At 61.5% G+C, this 17,858-nt stretch carries 17 protein-coding genes, 1 tRNA gene and 1 pseudogene; 6 read left to right on the top strand and 13 right to left on the bottom strand.

The genetic code is table 11. The features are described from left to right. Positions 1-25: 25 nt before the first annotated feature. Positions 26-799, top strand: a complete 774-nt coding sequence (locus K1X71_02365) for an SDR family oxidoreductase (GenBank protein ID MBX7071965.1) — start codon at positions 26-28, stop codon at positions 797-799. Between the two features lie 12 nt (positions 800-811). Here K1X71_02365 and K1X71_02360 read toward each other — a convergent pair whose 3' ends face one another. Continuing rightward, positions 812-1,297 carry a hypothetical protein gene (locus tag K1X71_02360; GenBank protein MBX7071964.1) on the bottom strand — a complete coding sequence of 162 codons (486 nt, stop codon included), beginning with the start codon at positions 1,295-1,297 and terminating at the stop codon, positions 812-814. A gap of 161 nt (positions 1,298-1,458) precedes the next feature. After that, on the bottom strand, positions 1,459-4,086 hold the full coding sequence (locus tag K1X71_02355) for an RNA-binding transcriptional accessory protein (protein ID MBX7071963.1): 2,628 nt from the start codon (positions 4,084-4,086) through the stop codon (positions 1,459-1,461). A gap of 343 nt (positions 4,087-4,429) precedes the next feature. Between K1X71_02355 and K1X71_02350 the strand changes: the two genes are divergently transcribed. Together K1X71_02350 and K1X71_02345 are read left to right on the top strand one after the other, a co-directional pair. After that, complete coding sequence (locus tag K1X71_02350; protein MBX7071962.1) at positions 4,430-4,669, top strand: hypothetical protein; 240 nt, start codon at positions 4,430-4,432, stop codon at positions 4,667-4,669. Positions 4,670-5,129: 460 nt separating this feature from the next. Then, the gene (locus K1X71_02345; GenBank protein ID MBX7071961.1) at positions 5,130-7,058 is read left to right on the top strand and encodes a hypothetical protein; all 1,929 of its coding nucleotides are present in this window, start codon (positions 5,130-5,132) and stop codon (positions 7,056-7,058) included. Positions 7,059-7,079: 21 nt separating this feature from the next. On the opposite strand, the gene K1X71_02340 is transcribed toward K1X71_02345, so the two are convergent. Further along, a complete protein-coding gene (locus K1X71_02340) occupies positions 7,080-7,268 on the bottom strand; it encodes a hypothetical protein (protein ID MBX7071960.1) in 189 nt (62 codons plus the stop codon). Positions 7,269-7,597: 329 nt separating this feature from the next. Between K1X71_02340 and K1X71_02335 the strand changes: the two genes are divergently transcribed. Next, positions 7,598-7,684, top strand: a tRNA-Ser gene (locus tag K1X71_02335). Positions 7,685-7,853: 169 nt separating this feature from the next. On the opposite strand, the pseudogene K1X71_02330 reads toward K1X71_02335, so the two are convergent. The 10 genes and pseudogenes from K1X71_02330 to K1X71_02285 all read right to left on the bottom strand — a co-directional run bounded on the left by K1X71_02330 (position 7,854) and on the right by K1X71_02285 (position 15,124). Continuing rightward, positions 7,854-8,999 (bottom strand): annotated as a pseudogene (locus tag K1X71_02330) (tyrosine-type recombinase/integrase). A gap of 699 nt (positions 9,000-9,698) precedes the next feature. Continuing rightward, positions 9,699-10,019 (bottom strand): helix-turn-helix domain-containing protein, encoded by a 321-nt coding sequence (locus tag K1X71_02325; GenBank protein ID MBX7071959.1) that lies wholly within the window; start codon positions 10,017-10,019, stop codon positions 9,699-9,701. A gap of 89 nt (positions 10,020-10,108) precedes the next feature. After that, the gene (locus K1X71_02320) at positions 10,109-11,050 is read right to left on the bottom strand and encodes a DNA helicase (GenBank protein ID MBX7071958.1); all 942 of its coding nucleotides are present in this window, start codon (positions 11,048-11,050) and stop codon (positions 10,109-10,111) included. Then, positions 11,047-12,012 carry a DNA primase gene (locus K1X71_02315; protein MBX7071957.1) on the bottom strand — a complete coding sequence of 322 codons (966 nt, stop codon included), beginning with the start codon at positions 12,010-12,012 and terminating at the stop codon, positions 11,047-11,049. Before K1X71_02315 ends, K1X71_02320 begins: the two co-directional genes overlap by 4 nt. After that, on the bottom strand, positions 12,009-12,539 hold the full coding sequence (locus K1X71_02310) for a DUF669 domain-containing protein (protein MBX7071956.1): 531 nt from the start codon (positions 12,537-12,539) through the stop codon (positions 12,009-12,011). The genes K1X71_02315 and K1X71_02310 overlap by 4 nt, the downstream gene beginning before the upstream one ends. Before the next feature lie 79 nt (positions 12,540-12,618). Next, entirely contained in the window at positions 12,619-12,840 is a 222-nt protein-coding gene (locus K1X71_02305; GenBank protein ID MBX7071955.1) for a helix-turn-helix domain-containing protein, read from the bottom strand. 155 nt (positions 12,841-12,995) lie between these two features. Then, positions 12,996-13,595, bottom strand: a complete 600-nt coding sequence (locus tag K1X71_02300) for a hypothetical protein (GenBank protein ID MBX7071954.1) — start codon at positions 13,593-13,595, stop codon at positions 12,996-12,998. A gap of 144 nt (positions 13,596-13,739) precedes the next feature. Further along, positions 13,740-14,252 (bottom strand): hypothetical protein, encoded by a 513-nt coding sequence (locus K1X71_02295; GenBank protein MBX7071953.1) that lies wholly within the window; start codon positions 14,250-14,252, stop codon positions 13,740-13,742. An 80-nt stretch (positions 14,253-14,332) separates the two neighbouring features. Then, positions 14,333-14,707, bottom strand: a complete 375-nt coding sequence (locus K1X71_02290; protein ID MBX7071952.1) for a P27 family phage terminase small subunit — start codon at positions 14,705-14,707, stop codon at positions 14,333-14,335. Between the two features lie 192 nt (positions 14,708-14,899). Then, positions 14,900-15,124: a hypothetical protein gene (locus K1X71_02285; protein MBX7071951.1), complete on the bottom strand. Its 225-nt coding sequence runs from the start codon at positions 15,122-15,124 to the stop codon at positions 14,900-14,902. A gap of 661 nt (positions 15,125-15,785) precedes the next feature. On the opposite strand from K1X71_02285, the gene K1X71_02280 reads away from it, so the two are divergent. Then, entirely contained in the window at positions 15,786-17,372 is a 1,587-nt protein-coding gene (locus tag K1X71_02280) for a sigma 54-interacting transcriptional regulator (protein MBX7071950.1), read from the top strand. Between the two features lie 235 nt (positions 17,373-17,607). Continuing rightward, positions 17,608-17,856: a hypothetical protein gene (locus K1X71_02275; GenBank protein ID MBX7071949.1), complete on the top strand. Its 249-nt coding sequence runs from the start codon at positions 17,608-17,610 to the stop codon at positions 17,854-17,856. Positions 17,857-17,858 lie beyond the last annotated feature (2 nt).

Raw genomic sequence — 17,858 nt, 5'->3', positions numbered from 1 at the left:
TTTGACCAATCAAGGAGCATTTTCCATGATCGACCTGACCGGACGCGTGGCGCTTGTCACGGGGGGCTCGCGCGGCATTGGCAGGGCCTGCGCGTTGAAGCTGGCCGACGCAGGCGCCGACGTGATCATCAACTATGTCACCTCCGAGAGCGCCGCCCGCGAAGTCGGCGACCTGATCTTGGCGCGCGGCAGCCGCGCCGCGGTCGTCAAGGCCGATGTCAGCGAACAGGACGATGTGGCGTCCATGGTCGAGTTCGTCGCGGAGCGATTTGGGCGACTCGATATCTTGGTGAGCAATGCCGCGACGGGCGGCTTCCGACCGCTATTGTCGGCTAGCCCGCGCAACTTCGAGGCGGCCATGAAGACCAACGTCATGGCTTTATTGCACCTGGTGCAGCAAAGCGCTAACTTGCTGGAGCGCACCGACGAGCGCGAGGGGCGCGGCAAGGTCATCGCCTTGTCGAGTCATGGCGCGAACATGGCATTGCCGCTGTACGGCCTGATTGGCGGCTCCAAGGCCGCTCTGGAAAGCATCGTGCGGCACCTGGCCATGGAACTGGGCGGCAAAGGGATCAACGTGAACGTGGTGCGGGCCGGACTCGTGGAAACCGACTCCACGCGCAAGATACCCTATGCGGACCAACTCTTCGCGGGGCGACAGTTCCGCAACATGACCGGCGAGCGTTATCTAACCGCTGACGATGTTGCCAATTGCGTGCTGTTTCTGGCTAGCTCGCTGTCGGACATGGTGCAGGGAGAAACGCTGACGGTCGATAGCGGCGTGCAGGTCCACGCCTAACCTGACCAGCGGTTATTGAATTGCCGCGTACTGCTCGGCGTATTCAAGCACCCATAAATCGATCAACTCGTTAAACGAGGTGATGTCGATATCCGACAGCCGCTGATAGTGGTTGCGCTGATACGCTTCTTTGTTGCGAATGGTTCCCTTGGCTTGCAACTCGAGGATATGAGCCGAGCTGTACGGCCGAATCACCATTTCCAAACGGCTGAAATACTCGGCCTTGCCGCGACCGGGTTGGATGATTAAATCGTCGCGACGGATCGCCGCCCCCCAGCCGCGCTCTCCGACGATCGTTTCATAGCGAAAGCCAGGGAAGTGTTGCGGCAATGCGCGCAGACAATGCTCGATATGCTCCGACAGCGCCAAGCGATGTTGACTGTGCAAGCGGCGCAGTTCCTCTTCGCTCAATGCCGCCTGGGCGGCCTCCTGTTCACGGGCGTCGCTGCGGCGCTGCCCGCGTTCGATCGCTTTTTCCAGCCGTTTTTCAAATTCCATCAATCAGTCAATCGACCTGGGGAGTGTGGATGAAGACGCGCCGATATGGGATACGGCGCATCACGGTTCAGCCACCAATGTGCGGGACAACGCGTCGGCTGGCAAGGGCGCTGTGGTGAGCGCTTTCGCCAGACAGCGCCTCAATCGCTCGTTCGGGCGACTCAGTTCGCTGGCTTGTCGCCGCTCGATTCCGCAGGCTGCTCTTGAGAACGCAACTCCAGCAATTGCTTGAGCGCCGCAAAACTGTAGACCGGCTCTTTTCCCTCCTTCATTTCGGAGGTGAGTTTGACCGGCGGCTTCGGACGCGCCGGGCGGCGTGGCCGCTCTTGCTGATGCCGACGATTGTCGCGGCGTCCCGATTGACCAGAGCCTCCGTGCGACGGCCGTCCGCTACCCTGGTTTTGCGACCCATCCGCGGATGCTGGCGGTCCCCCCTGCACAGCCGCTGCGGGCTTGCGGCGCGGCGGACGCTGCGCCCGTTCGCGCTGCGGACGCTCGCGCTCGGCGCGTTGCTGCGGCGAGATCATCGATAGCGACACGCGCCGACGCTCACGATCGACGCCGAGCACCCAGACTCTCACCGTGTCGCCAACCGACAACAGTTCGTGCGGGCTGGCCACAAACTTGCCGGCCATTTGGCTGATATGAACCAGACCGCGTTCGCTCAGTCCGACATCGACAAATGCGCCGAAGTCGACCACGTTGAGCACGGTGCCCGCCAACTCCATGCCGGGCTCGACATCTTCCAGCTTGAGTATGCCATGCTTGAACACTGGGAGCGGCAAATCGTCTCGCGGGTCGCGGCCAGGGCGGGTGAGGTTGGCAAGAATGTCGTCGAGCGTCAGCCGTCCGGCGCTCACCTCTTGAGCCAGCGCATCGCGATCGATCTCGTTCAGGCGATTGGCCAAAGCCTGGGCGCCAGCCTTGTCGGCGATCGTTTCCAGAGAGCAGCCAAGCTTTTCGAGCACGCGCTGCGCAACCGCATAGCTCTCGGGATGAATCCAAGTGGCATCCAGCGGCTGATCGCCCCCCGCAATTTTGAGAAAGCCAGCCGATTGGGTGTAGGCCACGTCGCCAAAGCCAGAAACCTGCTTGAGCTGCTCGCGATTAGTGAAAGGGCCGTTGGCCAGCCGGTGCTCGAACACGCGACGAGCGGTGAGTTGATTGAGCCCTGAGACATAGCGCATCAGCGCGGGACTGGCGCTGTTCACATCGACGCCGACATAGTTGACGCACGACTCCACCACGCCGTCGAGCGTGTCGCGCAGATGCTTGGCCTTCACATCGTGTTGGTACATGCCGACGCCGATGTTGCCCGGCTCGATCTTGACCAACTCGCTGAGCGGATCCTGCAATCGGCGACCGATGGAGATCGTGCCGCGCAAGGTGGCGTCGAAATGCGGAAACTCCTCGCGTCCCAAAGGGCTGGCCGAATAGACGCTAGCCCCCGCTTCGTTAACGATGCAATACGCGACCTCTTCGTCTTTGAGGTCGTTCATGAGGATCTCGGCCACCAGCTCTTCCGTTTGCCGGCAGGCTGTGCCGTTGCCAATGGCGATAATCGGCGTCTGATGTAGGCGAATAAACTCCAGTAGCTTGGCCCGAGTCGCCGCGCGTTTTTCGGCGCTGCCAATAATGTGAATTACATCGTTTGCCAACGGCGCGCCAAACTCGTCGAGCGCCGCGAGTTTGCATCCGCTCTTGAATCCCGGATCAATCGCCAGCACGCGTTTGCCGCGAATGGGCGGCTGCAAAAGCAAGCTGCGCAGATTGCGGGCAAATACCGAGACCGCGTGTTGCTCCGCGAATTCAGTCAGCTCGCGGCGCAATTCGCGCTCCAAGCTCGGCAGAATGAGGCGGTCCAGCGTGTCGCGCGCGCAGCCACGCAGAAATTCGCGATGCGGATGCTCGGCCGGCGCCAGCGATTCGTCGGCGGCCGATTCGCAAGCTGAGCGGTCGATTTCGATCTTCACACGCAAAATCTTAGCGCGTTCGCCGCGGTTGATGGCCAACACGCGGTGCGGTGGCGCTTGGCCCACCGGTTCGCGATAGTTGAAATAGTCGCGAAACTGCTGAGTCAGCTTCTCGTGTTGCTGCACCTTGTCGTTGCGTCGGCTCTTTTCTGCCGGCGTGGCAGACGGGGTAGCCGCGTTCTCGGCTACGGTTGCCGTCGCGTCGACGGTCGGTCCTTCAATGCGCGCGCTGGACAGCACGCCGCTGCGCTCGACGATCACGCGCAGTTGCTGCCGCAGTTCGGCGCGCTCGCTGAACCATTCCGCCAAGATATGGCCGGCGCCCAACAGTGCCTCGGCTGGCGTGCCGATCTGATGATCGGGATTGACGAAGTCGCCGGCGCGAGCGTCCAAGTCTGCCGCGGCGGCATCCGCGTTCAAAATTTCCTGGGCCAGCGGTTCGAGCCCCCGGTCGCGCGCCGAGGTGGCCAAGGTTTGCTTCTTGGGTTTGAACGGCAAGTACAAGTCTTCGAGCACGCGTGTGCTGTCGGCGCCGCGAATTTGCTCCGCCAGGTCCGCAGTGAGTTTGCCTTGCGATTCGATCGATCGCAGGATCGTCTGCTTGCGATCCGCCAGTAGTCGCAGCGCCGTCACGCGCGCCTGAATCTCGCGGATTTGCTCCTCGTCGAGTCCGCCCGTTTGATCCTTACGGTAGCGAGTAATGAACGGCACCGTATTGCCGGCGTCCAGAAGCGCGACGGCTGCGGAGACACGCGGGCGCGGCAAACCGAGCGTGCGGGCGACCTCTTCGAGGTCGATACTTGGGCGAACATCCATATGTCGGACGAGCCGAGTGGGACGGTGGACCAACGAGCCAATGAGAACGTCTCGTTGGGGATTAACCGTTTCGCAATCTAGGGGGTTGTCGGGAGGGTGTCAAGCTGCGCGGACTATCGCGGCGGTCGATCCGACGTCGTTCAGCTCGCGGTCCCACAATTGGCAAACTGCGCTGAGTCAAGATCAATTGGCAAGCCGCCGACTCTGCGAAAAAACGGCATGCCGTGACAAATAGATCAAACCCGCACGACCCTGCCGGTCGATAACAAGTGCGCGAGGGGGAAGTACGCTTGCCGCCCGGCGGCGGGCATTAAGGTTCCTCGACGTAAGGATGCGTCCACTCATGGCAAGAAGCCAATTGCGTGTTTACTATGGTCCGGAAACGAGCGCTCCAGCCGCCGCCGGATCGAAGGCGAATCCCTCCACGGCCACCTTGCAATTGAGCGATGTGCTGCCGATGCTCGTCGACGCCGCACGGCATCAACGCGCCTGGTTGGCCGACTTCATGGAAGACGAGATCACCATCTCGACCGATCTTTACGAAGTGATCCTGGCCTACCAGCATTATCGCCGCCCCGCCTAACGGCGCCGCGGCCGCTCCAGAAGCTCACCGAAAGTCGTTTGCCAACACTCGCTGCAGCTTGACGCCGGAGATTGATCCGGCGGCAGGCTGTTTTTTATGCGCCGGCACCCGCGAAGGCGTCTTTTTGTCACCGAATCAGGCGCCGGATGGCCTGTGGACGACGCGCGCGATAGCGTGGGGCCGGGTGGCGGTTTATCATCGAATCATCAACGCCTGCTCCGCCGATTGTGGGTGATCCGTGGTGGTTCATTGCGGAGCATGCGCTATCTTAAGCATCGCTTGCGGCGCAAGCATTCGCGAGTTTCATGCCAGCTCTTCGATCAACCGCGCTGCGGCATCCGCTTCAGCCTTGGCCGGCAACTGCTAGCGAAGTTTCATCTGGGTCGTTCCCGGTCGATGTGCCGGCCCGGATGGACTTGCGGCGTTCCGTATCCATTCCATGACGGCCGGAGCGACTTGCTTGAATGAGAGGCGCGCGCAGTGGCTGGCCGTTTGGGCGCTGACTTTCGCGCTGATCTTGATCGCGCGCTGGTCGATGCTCTCCTCGCCGCCTTACGTCGAGCAGGCGTATGGTCTTTGGACCGAGGCCGCTTATCTGGCGCAGCATGATTTTGACTATCGCGCGCTGGCCAATGATCTGCACGGAGACAAAGGAGGCCCCAGGGCATACCTCACCACGATCTTGCCGGGCGTCGTCGGCATCTTGCAACAATACGCCGCGTCGATAACCGCGGCGATTGTGCTCTACCGCCTGTTCGTTTTTGGCTGTGCTGCGGTGGCGTTGACGGCCGTTTGGATCATGGCCCGCGATCAATTGTCTCCAGGGATGGCGACGTTGATCTGCCTGGCAACGGCTCTCACCCCGCTGTTCAGCGTGCAGATCGACATGATCGGACTCGATATGCCAGCATTGGCGTGCGTCGCCATTGGCGTTTTGCTGGCGACGCGCGAGCGCTACGGCGCCGCCGCGGTTTGCACGGTCGCCGCGTTCTTCCTAAAGAATTCGGCGTTTCTGCTCAGTCTTGCCGTGGGATGGTATTTACTGCTGCTGCTCGTGTGGGGCTTGGTCCGACCGGCTGATCGCCGGCGCCGTGTGGCGCGGGCGGCGGTGATCCATCTTGCGCTGGCCGCGTGCCTGATGTCGGTCGTTGTGCTGGGGGGCAATGCCAGCACGCGCATGCATTGGCCGCGCGAGGGAGACTTGTGGCTGTGGATCTGCTCGGCGCCTGATTGGCTTGCCTTGTTGGTCTTCGCAATAGCCGCCACCTTGCTTGCTTTGGCGAACGACTATTCGGCGACAGTTGGCGCCGCGGCGAGCTTTAGTCAAAGGCTCAAGCTAGTTTTTCAGCGATGGAGCGACAAGGCGCCTATCCTCGGCCTCGGTTGGCTGATGATTGCGATCAACACGGCGCTGGTGCTGCCCGTGTTTTTTGAGTGCCGCTACCTGACGATCACGGTCCCCCTGTTGTTTTTGGTTGCCGCGACGTCGCTGCAACAAGCCGGTTATCGGCGCCTGTGGGTCGTGCCGGTTATCGCCATTGTCTGGGGAATCGCGAATTACGACGGTCGCCTTCTCCCGCGGTTGAATGTGCAATCCGCGCGCGGCGTGGGCGTCTTGGAGCGCAGCCGTGAGTACCTAGTCGATCATCAATCGAACATTGCCGCCGCGCGCGCGATCGAGCGAACAGCGCCGCTCATGGCGCTCGTATCTACCGAGCAATTCAATCATTTGCTCGTGCTTCCAGAGTTAGGGTTCGTGAGTCGTTCGCTCCTGGCCGGATCGAGCGACTTTCATTTCGCTGCCGATGATGCGAATTTGGAGAGAGTCGTCCTCGATCAACCCTCAGAGTTATTGGTCGTTCGCGTCCATAGTCAGTTGGGGGAACGGCGTTTTCCGGCCTTCAATCTCGACCTGCCAACGGCCAACGACACCTTGGTCTACGACGACGCGCTGCGCCCGCCGGTCCTGGTGTTCATTCGGCGTTTTCCAACAACTGGCGCCTCTACGGAGCGAACCATCGCGTACTTAAACCTGCTGTTCGCGGACGCCGATTGGATCGACCCGCTCGCACGGTTGGCGGTTCTTGGCTGGAGAGACGCCGCACGAGCGTGCGTGAGCGACAACTTAGGACATGTCGCTACCGATGAGGAGGTGACTGAGGCGATGATTGAAAGCCTCAACCGGCTCTGGAACGATCTGGCCAAGAGCGGCGCCGCGCGGCATCGTGCTGCGCCCGGCTTGGTTCAGACGGTCGAGGCCAGATTGGCCGAACTGAAAGACCCCGCGCGCGGCTTGGCGCGGATGGGTTACTTGAGCGTGGCAGAGAAAGGGCTGCCCCCCGAGACGCCGCAGCGCGTGCTGTATATCGCCCGCGAAGACCGACAGTAGTCGGTGGCTGTCACGGACTCGCTACTTCTTGACCAGTCCCCAGCGCTCGAGCACGATTTCGGCGCCCGGTGTAAGGCGGCGCACCTTTTCGGCAATTATTAGCTTTTCGGAGGCGGTGGCCTTCTTGAGGCGGCCGGCGAGCTTCTTGAGCTTTTGACGGCGATGACGACGGCGCTTGATTTCCTGCATCCGGTCGCTGATTCCGCTCATGGCGCAGACCTCTAATTTTGGTGGTTCGCGTGCTTCGACTGGCCGATTTGAGCCCCTTTTCGTAACAGGCCGGCCGCTGGCCGTCAACCGGGTTCCGCAGCGTGATTAGCGAATCGCGATGCCCAAGCCGGAGTCCTCGACCACTTGCCTGTGAGCTATAATCCTCTACTGATTCGACGCCGAGTGGATTGATGCTGTCTGCAAATGGCGTGGGCTAGCAGACATTCCATCAAAAAATGTCTTGGGAATATACAACCTGCCCCTGATGATCCGAGGGCGTAGTTTGCGAAGTAACTTGCAAATTCGCGTGGACGTCGAGTTGAGGACCGGGATGGGTGGCCGAGTGGTCTAAGGCGGCAGTCTTGAAAACTGCAGTGGGCGCAAGCCCACCGGGGGTTCGAATCCCTCCCCATCCGCTAAGTCCTTACGTAGTAAGGAGTTACGACAAGAAATAGGGGGCAAAAGCGGCGCATTTAGGGGCACCCCCCTGTTTGGTTTCGTCTCATTTTCGCCACTTTCCGGCACCGACTGCGCCGGGTTTTGAGCCACCTTTTTGGGCGTGCCAATGGCGTCCGCGAAGTGCTGGTCGGTCACCTGCAAATAGTGCTTCCGCGCAATGTCTTCGCTGTTGCCCAGCCAGTCGCAAACGACGTGCGACGGGAACCGCTCGGCCAACTCTGTTTGTCGAGAACTTCGCAGGTTGTGAAACGGTCGCTTCCAGGGGGTCAAGCCAGCGCGGGCGATGATCTTCTTGAATGTGGTACTCAAATTGCAATTCTTCCAGCCGCTAGGACCAAGGGCCGCCTTCCGCATCTTCTCATCGACCACGTAGACGGCGCCCTCGGGAGCTAACTCAGCCGCTTCCAGCAGCACCGGCAGTAGCTCGGGAAACAGGGGAATGACGCGCTGCTCTTTGCCGGGGTGATGTTCCGTCTTGGGTGATTGCACCATGATTCGATTTTCCGACCAGTTGATATCTTGCCACCGCAGACTCAGCACTTCGCTAGCGCAGCGCAGGCCGCCATAGCGGGCCAACGTCACAATCACGCGCCAATGGATGTTTGAGCAGGCCGCCAGCAGCTTGGCTGTATCCTCTTGGCTGATGAAGTGCCAGCGGTTGGGCGCCGACGCCTTGATGGAAACATCAGCGAATGGGCTTTCCGTGATTAACCGGCGCCGCACCGCCGCGCGGAAAATCATCTTGGCGAATTGCAACCGCTTCCGCACTGTCATCGGGGCGAGCTGCTTCCCGATCAAGTGCAACTTGTATTGGTCCGCATCGCCCGGCGAGATTTTCCCTAACGGCTTGTTCGCCCCGAAGAATGTCACCAGCCCCATTTCACCTTGTCGCCAGATTTCCTTTGTCGCGGGCTTCACGTCGCATCGACTGGCGATGTAGTCGGCCATGAACTCGCCTAGCGTCACCGTGGCTTGCGGAGTCTCCGCCTCGATCAATCCCGCGCGAACCAACTTCTCTTGCAACTGGGGGTGAATCGCCGTCAACCACGATGCCGTTTGCTGGGCCAGGGGCGTGCCGTACAGCTTCGCCGTGGCCAGGGCTTGCACGTGGTCCGCCACGTGTCGCGCGTCCGCCTTGGCGCACTTACCTAAGCGAATGGCCCGCCGCTCGCCGCCGATCATAAATTGGATGCGGAACCCGCCACCGCTCTTGTCCTTCGATATGCTGGCCATGTCGAAAATCTCCTCCTTCTCGTTGCGTGGAACTCGCATCGTAATGCGGTTCGGAAATAAGCGGAAACCGTATTTGCGTTCTAAGGGCCGGCTCAGTCGGTCGATACATTGGTCGATGACGGTCGAGATATCGCGTTAGACGCGATTCTGTGGCGTCGAATCCAGCGGATGAGGGCCAGTTTCAAACCACGCGAACCGTTCCGCGTCGTCTCGGGGCAACTGGCCGTCAAATTCCCGAATCGCCGCGCGCTCTTCAAACTCGACCGACAGGGCCGTCAACTTCGTCGGTCGGTAGCCAATGAAGCGACCGCAGCAGCGGCAATCAGTCCGCAACCAGCCAGGCCGATTGTCGGCAGGTCGATCTTGCCAGTCGCCGATTGCACAGCGGCAGCGATGAGGCAGCCCCACCGAAGCGAATGTCCGCGCCGGCGCAGGTGGCGCCGCAGTCGCTTCCGTTGGCGAGCAAAAACGCGAAGGGTTCGGCGTAGACTCCGCAGACCCCTTCGGCTTTGTCACCGGCTTGGCAACTGGCGGCAAGGGAACTGGCGGCATGCTGGCAGCCCACAACCGGGCTAGTTGATCTTGGATGCTGTCGGCCATGATGACGCGCTTCCTTTCTGTTTCTGTGTCCGCCCCACTAAAGGGCGGACGCACTTATGGTCCCTGTATGGGACATAGGACATGGGTGTCCGCGAGAAAAGGCGCAAAATGTCCGCCTACTTTGGACACCAATGTCCGCTACCAACTGGGGGGGTTAGTGTTCACTCGATAGGTCGATGGACCGCGACCCAAGCCGCCTTGGCGGACCACGCTCACCAGCCGCAATCCGATCAACCGCCGCAGTGCGCGGCGCATTGTGCGGTCATCGGCGCCAGCGCGGCGGGCCATGTCGGCTTGCGCCACGCGGGCGGTTCCATCTTTCTTCGTGTCGCGGAACAAGATCATCCAAACGGCCACCTCGGCGCGCGACAACTTGCTCATCGTAAAATCGACGAAGTGATTCAGCGTTTGGAATCGTCCATAGTGGCGGTCAGTCGGCTTGCCGCTCGCGCCGTTCACTACGGGGTTGCTGTGCCCATTGGCGGGCGGCTTCGATCGCATGGCGTGCATTTTCGGCAGCACTTCGCAGCCAGTCAGCTTCCATCGGCTCATTGTTCATCCTCCATGTTGTCAGCAGCGGGCGCCGTGGCGTTCCATGCCTCCGCCAGCGCGGTTTGCAGCTTGCCGGGGGGGGTCGGTTCCCACGGCTCAAAGCCGCCTGTCGTCTCGAATCGCTGACAACAGCGGTCGAATGTCAGCGTGATATCTCGCGGTTCGCTGTTCCGCGCTTTCAAATGCTTGAGCAGCACCTTGCCGTGCTCTTTGGGGTCCGGCGCCAAAATGAAGGCGTCGTCAGCGCCAAATTCCAGTTCCGAAGATTCTCGAAACGATGCCAGACTCAGGCCGTCCGCCGCATAGCTCGATCTTCCCTTGCTGTCTTTTTGGCGGGCGACCGCCGCAACGATCATCACGGCGGTATGGTTCTCGGCGAATTGCCGCAAGAAGCCCATCGACGCATCGACCGCGCCGCGACGGTCCCCATGCTCGCCAGGGGGCGCGATGCGCTGGATGTAGTCGAGCACTAGTAACTGCGCGCCGGTCGCTTCCATTGCCAGCGCGATGTTGTCGAGCGCGTACGGGGGGCGGACAAACGCCAATCGCTCGCCGATGGCGCCTAGCTCATCCATCGCCGCGTCTAGCCGCTCGGCGTGCTCGGCGACAAATTCGCGTTGTCGAATCGTAGCCAGGTCGATGCCCGACAGCCGCGATAGCTGCCGGTCGAGCAAGAGCGCGGGCGACATTTCGACGTTGCAAACTAGCGCCCGCAACTCAGGCGTGAGTCGCAAGGCATCAACCACGCATTGCATAGTAAACGCGGTCTTGCCGGCGCCCGGCGCGCCGCCGATCAACGTCACCAATCCAGGGCCTATTTCGATGCGAGCTAGTTCACCTGTACCGATGGGGTACAAGATCGGCTTGGTTCCGGTCAACAAACCTTCTCGCCAACCGCCGAAGATGTCTGCGGCTGTCCGATAACTGGCATCACTCATGGCGCGTCTCCCTTGTGATTTAGGCCACAATCGATTTGCCGTCGCACCTCCTTAGGCGGCAGTCCGCTATCGAGTCCGGCTTCCGTAAGTAGCGCGTGAGCCAGTTCACTAGGGCAGTTGAACTCGGCGAGATTTGCTGCCGCGCTGAATAGCAGTCGATGCCGGTCCCCCGTGTCTGCGCCATCACGGATAAACGCCAGGGTCGAGCGGTTGAGCGCGGCCGGCGCGCCGTGCTGCCGTCGCTCGGCATGGGCCGCCTGATGATCGTTGACCGCCGCGACCGCCTCCCGCCAGTCGAGTTTTGCGCGCTCGCATATCGCGGGCGGTTCGGGCCAGTCAAACGGTGCCGGCGCCTTGGCCAATTCCGCGATGGCTTCGGCTTTCCAGTGCGTCAGTTGATCGAGCGCCAGCAGCCGCTTGTGCAAGCCGGACTTGGGATGCCGGCTGTTCGGCGCTCGAAACGCGCGTACTTTGTCATAGACTCCACGGTCGATGCGCACTTGCGCCGATGCCGCTAATGTCTCGGCCAGTTGCTTCGCGTGCTTGTCGAATAGGTCGCTTGGCTCAGGCCGCCATAGTGACGTTGGCAGGCCGACATGAAACCCCTTGCCGCCCGACAGGAAAATCGGCAAGGCATCGTCGGACACACCGAAGCGCTCGATCAGCGTCAGACACAACCGGGCCGCGTCTCGGCGAGCGCCTTCGATGTCCCCTTCGCGGTCGATGTCGAACCACAACCACGGCGCCCAGCACGGGCCGCGATAATTCTTGGTGGCGCCAGTCGCTTCAAGATGCTGGCGAAACTCGGCGCCGTACTGAAACGCCGAGAGATAGCTTTCGCGCTCGACTTGGGCGCGCTCATCGCAGGCGGCATAGGCCGTGAGGGCGGCGCTGGCCGTAACCAGTCGCCGCGTCTCATGGCACGTCCCTACGATCCGAAAGCCGTAGGGCGCCGCGTTCATGCTTCGCCCTCCTGCGCGTCGCCTTGCGCGCTATCTGGCGTCTCGACTGGCGTGTCAGCCGGTAACTCAGCCGGCGGCGCGAACGGGTCGGGCGCCGGCGTCTCGATCCGCAGCACCTCGCAGGATTTCACCTCGTTGAATTCGGCGCCGTCGTCAGTGCGATGCAGCACTACCCGCAACCGACAGATGATGCCCTTGGGTGGCGAGCGACGGAGATGCGCCGCCGTGATGATGCCCAACTTGTTTAGCTCGCCTTTGGTGCGATCTTTCGTGCCGCGAGTCAGCCAGTGATCGCGCCACAGTTTGCGCCCCGCGTGCTCGCCCTCGACGACAACGAACGTCACCTTGTAGCCCTTGGTTCCGCTGCGGGCGACATGGATTCCGCCATGCTCGACACGGGCGACATACTCCCCCTTGGGCAGCGGCGCGTAATCGGGGGTCGCTTCCGCGCTGTCCCATATCGCGTCGATGTCGTCATGCTGATTTTGTCCGTTTAGAATGTCACGAAAAGATTTGCGCTCGTCCATGTAAAACGTCTCCTTGGTTTTGCCCGGCGCCGTCGTCAGCGGTCAGCCGGGCTTTTTTCGTTGGGAAGAAAGTGATGATCTAGACCGACTGCGGCTTGCGCTTGCCTTCGATGAAGCGCGCCAGGTCGGCAGGCGAGTACCGCACGCACCGGGCCGCGATGTGGATCGCCGGCAGCGTGCCGTCGCGGTCCCATAGATACAGCGTCTTGGTCGACACGCCGAGAGTCGCCGCTGTCTCCTTCGCAGTGAGCAGCAGTTTGGCGACGGGTGGCGCGACAGGGCGAGCGATGTTGACGTGCATGATATGGCCTCCGTGTAGTGTTCGCGCCCGCGTAGTGCGGTCGCATGGTTACACGGTAGGCTCACTGCCGGGCAGTGATGAGGGCGCAGAATGCGCAATGGCTTAGCCTTTGCGCAACTATTTCGCGCAGGGGCTTAGCCCTTGCGCGCAGGGGCTTAGCCTTTGCGCTTCGGGCGGGGGTTGGTGGTGCCAATCCGCACCGTGCTCTCAGACACCCCCGCAGTTGATGCCACGCGCTTACACGCCAGGGTGTAACTCACGTGAGGATCATCCATATGCCTCTCAACGTCAGATTGCCACGCCTTCCGCCGTGCCGTCGCTTTCTCGCGTGTCGCAATCGCCCCCTTCGCCCTGCCTTCATGAGCTTTCTTCGCGTCTCTCACCAGCGGCTCAAACGGACGCACGCTCCACTGCTCTACGATTCTCCCCAACGTGATGGCATGACAGACCGCTCGGGCCACGTCTCCCGCCTCCATCGCCATGCGGACGCACTTCGCCTCACTCCGCGCTCTTCTCGCGTCGTCCGCCACGCTGTCGGGCCGCTCATTCTTCGGCAGGTCGAGCACTCGGGCCGCATCTTCCTCGATCTTGGCTAGCCGCGCGGGCAGGTCGAATGTTGCGTTCTGCGCCTTCATGAATTCGTCAATGAGCGCCTTCAAGCCCTCCGTCGTATTCGCGGCGGTCTTGATGTTCACATAGATGCCCGTGCTGACTCTCTCCGTGGTGTAGAGAGGTTTCTTGCGAGCGCGCGTCATGATCTACCCTCCGTGCGTGAGAACGGGCCGGTTCAGGCGCGCCATGCGAAGGTAGAAGCACCGCGCGCCCGAACCGAATTACGCCAGGAGCTACCCGGCTTCCCGCGTGAGATTCTAACGCCGCTTCGGACTACTGACCAACTCTCAGGCCGATCGGCTAGACGATGCCGAGAACGGCATCCCCGACATGGCCAGCACGTCGCCAGGGCGTGAACTGACGACGCTAGAAGCGCGGGCCATCGGATTGATGATCGAGTAGGCCATCAGCTTGGGCAAGTCGCCGAACGCCTTCGGGTCCGCCTTCGCAGCCTCGACCACCGCCTTGGCCTTCTCGTAGGTCGGTCGAGACATCCCAACCGCCTGCGCCACCTTGTCCGTCGCGCGAGAAGGTGTGGCAAAATTTTCCAGAGCTTTTCCCTTGGATTCGCCACCTTTCTTGCCGCCTTCTCGCTGCCGCTCTTTGGCTTTCTTCCGCTCGTACACCTCAAGCGCGCCGCCGATGGCGACAGCCTCACTCGGCAGAAAGTCCTTGCGGATCGTGTTTTCGTCGCGCTCGGCCAGCAGCAGCTTGTCAACGGTATTGCCGTTTTCCCCGCGTTTGAGCGAATACCGTAGACGTTGACAACGTAGACGGTCTGCAAACGCGAGCGCTCGCAAGCAAGACTGCCGCCGATAGATGCTCGTTCCCGTTGCCATCAGCGGCTTGACGCGCCAGGAAGAACCTAGCGGGCCGCCGCTCAACCGCCCCGTTTGAACACGTCCAATTCATCTAGCTCGCGCGCGCCATCCACCTTTAGACCAACGCGCGATGATGGCGTCAGTCCGAAGTCGCCACCGTGCCGACGTTGCTCCGCAATCAGTTTGAGCCACAACGGCAAGTCGCTCTCGACAAAGGCGCTCTGCGCCAGCGCCGCTAGCCGGCAATAGTTGGCGAAGGCGTTTACGTCCAGGTCACTCAACAGGCCGATGGCTTCCAACGCCGGCGCCGTGCTCAACCACACCTCCCGCGCGCCATCGTCCAGCCAGTCAGGCGCATGGGCCTTGCCTGTTGGCTTCGGTTCGCGCGGATCGATGGGGCGATGATGCCCCGGCTTGCCCTCGAATACTCGCAACGCGCTTGGCTTCGGCTTCGGTCCCCGTTTGCCCATAAACCTGTTCCTTGTGGTGAGCTTCAAAACCCCGGAATTTTTGCGCGCGCTTGAGGTGCGGTCCCCCGCATTGACGTTGTGGAGATTTTACCCCCCCTATCCCTGCGCCATCGACGATCGCCAGCAGCGTGCCAGTTGTCGCCGTGATGATCCTGTTCACTTCACGTTGGCTTCCACGATGGCCAGCATGGCCCGCCTCATCCCCTCCGGCAGCGTAGACCACGCCGCTACGATCTTGCGTAGCTCGGGGTCGAGCACGTCGTCACCGTGATGATTGCCACCGCCAGCGGCTTGCATGGCCCGCTTGCTGAACGCCACGGCTTGCCGAGATTCGCGCTTGTCATGCGCCGGATTTTGCGCCGCCTCGGTCGAGAAACCCACTATTTCCCGCGTTTGGCGCGATGTATCGAATCCCTCCCCATCCGTTTAATTCAGTTCTCTTTGCGCCGTGGATCCAAATGCGCGGCTTCGAGCTTGTCCGTTGGGGCGGAATACTACTGGCGGTGGCGATCCCTTTGGCGCTCGTCACGCCCGAGTTGCCGCAGTTGCGCCCTTGGCAATGGGGCGCCATTGTCTTGGTGGGAATGGGGCTGTGGTGGTCATCCCAAAGGGTATCTCAGCGGCTGCCGAAGGTATCGCTCGCGGCGCTGCTCCTGTTAGTCGGCTTGCTCGCGTCGTTGGTGTCGCTCACTCAAAATGCGCGAGTCTGGCGCGTGGCGCTCAGAGTTCCAGGCAGGTCGGATATTGCTGCGCTGTCGCCGGCAGTGGACCGGATCGCGACCATTGATCATACCGCCGCAGGAGCGAGCGTATGCTTGGCGCTTTGGGACGTCCGCGACATTGCTACTGGGCCGAGTGCGTTGGCGACAGGTCCGCTGGCGCGGCACGCCGGCACAAAAGGAGATGATACAAGTAGCCGACACCTGACGGCGAGCGGTTGCCATTGCTTGAACGGCGCACCGCCTGCCGATCTCGCAAGTTGCCAATCGAGGAGTCTCCAATTACAAAATAATTGGAACAACCACAAATCGATTGGCGTCTTATGAAACGCGTGCTGTTGACTTGGATTGGCTACAACGACCTGCGGTCACTGGCCGCCACGCTCTCGGAAACTCAGCGCAAGGAAATTCTGCGCGAGGTCGGCGGCGGCGTTCCGCAACCGGGCGATGAGGGGCCCATCAAGGCGCTGGTCGGCGAAGTCGCATTCGACGAGATTCGACTGCTCAACAACTACTCCAATCAGCGAGGGCGACAGTTCGCCCGCTGGGTCGGCCCCGCCGCGCAGGCCGTCGATGTGCGTCTGCGCAATCCCAGCGACTACAAGGCGATCTACAAAATTGTCGACGCCGAGTTGGATCGGTTGAGTCGGCGCAAGGATTGGGGAGAAATAGAACTCTGCATCCATCTCAGCCCTGGCACGCCAGCGATGGCGGCGATCTGGGTGCTGCTGGGAAAGAGCAAATACCCGGCCACGTTCTATCAAACGTACCAGGGCCACGCATGGATCACGGAGATTCCGTTCAACCTGACCGTCGATTACTTGCCGGAGTTGTATCGCAGATCAGACGCTCACTTGGAGAAGCAGTCGGCCAGCCCCAGTGAGTTGGCGGGGTTTCAACATATCATTGGCGACAGCCCCATCATGAAGAAGGCGGTCGACTTGGCGCATCGGGCGGCGATGCGCAATCTGTCGACGCTACTACTTGGCGAAAGCGGCTCGGGCAAGGAATTGTTCGCGCGCGCGATTCACGATTCGAGCGCGCGCCGCGACCAGCCATTTGTGGCAATGAACTGCGCGGCGATCTCGCGGGAACTGTTGGAGTCGGAACTCTTTGGCTATGAAAAGGGGGCTTTCACCGGCGCCCATAGCGCTCGGCATGGCGCGTTCGAGTTAGCCAACGGGGGCACTCTGTTCCTGGATGAAGTGGGCGAATGCGACCTGGCACTGCAAACCAAACTGCTGCGCGTGCTGCAGCCGCCACATGATGGCGGCTTGTGCGAACGTGTCTTTCGCCGCGTGGGAGGGACACGCGACCTGGCCAGCAATGTGCGCGTGATCGCCGCCACCAATCGCGATCTGATGGCCGCCATTGGCGAGGGGCGATTTCGCGAGGATCTGTACTACCGATTGGCGGTTGTCACCATCAAAGTGCCGGCCTTGCGCGATCGACGTTCCGATATTCCAGCGCTGGCGGCCGCGCTCTTGGAACGCGCGAACGTTCAATTCCGCGCCGACGAACCAGGCTATCAGGACAAGCCGCTCTCCGACGCCGCCCGCACGTTCATCAAGACGTATCCCTGGCCCGGCAACGTGCGTCAACTCTATAACGCGTTGTTGCAAGCGGCGGGCATGTGCTCCGGAAAGGTGATCTCGCGTGAGGACATCGCCGCCGCGGTGGCCGATGTCGATTTTAGCGCGCGCCGACCCGCGGAAGCGTGGGAGCAGCCGCTTGGCGATGGATTTAGCTTGCAAGATGCCATGGATGAACTGCAGCGACACCTGCTGCGCAGCGCCATGGAGCAGGCGCATGGCGTCAAAGCAGAGGCCGCCCGGCTGCTGGGCATTGACCACTACCAGACCCTCGATGCCAAACTCAAGCGGCTTCGCGTCAGCGGCAATTGGAAGTAACGCGTCGGCGGCGTCAACGACAGGCCCAATGGAATACAACTAGCGCTGTGGCGTCACAACTCCGGCTGTCGTTGGCCGGCGCCTGGCGCCCATTCCATATAGCAAAATTGCCGCATGTCGTGCAAAACTGCGGCTTTGCTGTCGCGGCACGGCGATTGCGTTTAGACCGATCGCATCCATTTGAAGGTGGTCAGCCGCAGCGACGGGTGACCGGACGGGAACCAGAGAGGCTGCCGTGATTAGATATGCGATCGTGATCGTGCGCGCCGACGGCGCGTTGGAGCGAGTGGAGGAAGAAGTCGATTTGTCGTTGAGCGAAGCGGTGGAGTTTGCCACGGCGTTCAATGAGGGAGTTGGTGTTGCCGGTTACTGCGCGGCGCTCGTGCCGCGACTGGCGCGCTGCACGCCGGCCGACATGGTTCGACTCTGCAACGGCGCCAGCGCCGGGCTGCCGCAGCGATCTCAACCATTCGGAGAGGTGTGATC

It is taken from the genome of Pirellulales bacterium, from assembly GCA_019694455.1.
In the GTDB taxonomy this organism is placed as follows: domain Bacteria; phylum Planctomycetota; class Planctomycetia; order Pirellulales; family JAEUIK01; genus JAIBBY01.
The sequence above is the reverse complement of the archived record's forward strand: the minus strand, read 5'-3'. Positions and strand labels throughout refer to the sequence as shown.

Bases quoted from the DNA above. Each gene is read 5' to 3' on its own strand.
- K1X71_02350 (MBX7071962.1), top strand. From the start codon at position 4,430: ATGGCAAGAAGCCAATTGCGTGTTTACTATGGTCCGGAAACGAGCGCT.
- K1X71_02365 (MBX7071965.1), top strand. From the start codon at position 26: ATGATCGACCTGACCGGACGCGTGGCGCTTGTCACGGGGGGCTCGCGC.
- K1X71_02300 (MBX7071954.1), bottom strand. From the start codon at position 13,595: ATGACGCGCGCTCGCAAGAAACCTCTCTACACCACGGAGAGAGTCAGC.
- K1X71_02280 (MBX7071950.1), top strand. From the start codon at position 15,786: ATGAAACGCGTGCTGTTGACTTGGATTGGCTACAACGACCTGCGGTCA.
- K1X71_02315 (MBX7071957.1), bottom strand. From the start codon at position 12,012: ATGAACGCGGCGCCCTACGGCTTTCGGATCGTAGGGACGTGCCATGAG.
- K1X71_02340 (MBX7071960.1), bottom strand. From the start codon at position 7,268: ATGAGCGGAATCAGCGACCGGATGCAGGAAATCAAGCGCCGTCGTCAT.
- K1X71_02355 (MBX7071963.1), bottom strand. From the start codon at position 4,086: ATGGATGTTCGCCCAAGTATCGACCTCGAAGAGGTCGCCCGCACGCTC.
- K1X71_02310 (MBX7071956.1), bottom strand. From the start codon at position 12,539: ATGGACGAGCGCAAATCTTTTCGTGACATTCTAAACGGACAAAATCAG.
- K1X71_02305 (MBX7071955.1), bottom strand. From the start codon at position 12,840: ATGCACGTCAACATCGCTCGCCCTGTCGCGCCACCCGTCGCCAAACTG.
- K1X71_02360 (MBX7071964.1), bottom strand. From the start codon at position 1,297: ATGGAATTTGAAAAACGGCTGGAAAAAGCGATCGAACGCGGGCAGCGC.
- K1X71_02320 (MBX7071958.1), bottom strand. From the start codon at position 11,050: ATGAGTGATGCCAGTTATCGGACAGCCGCAGACATCTTCGGCGGTTGG.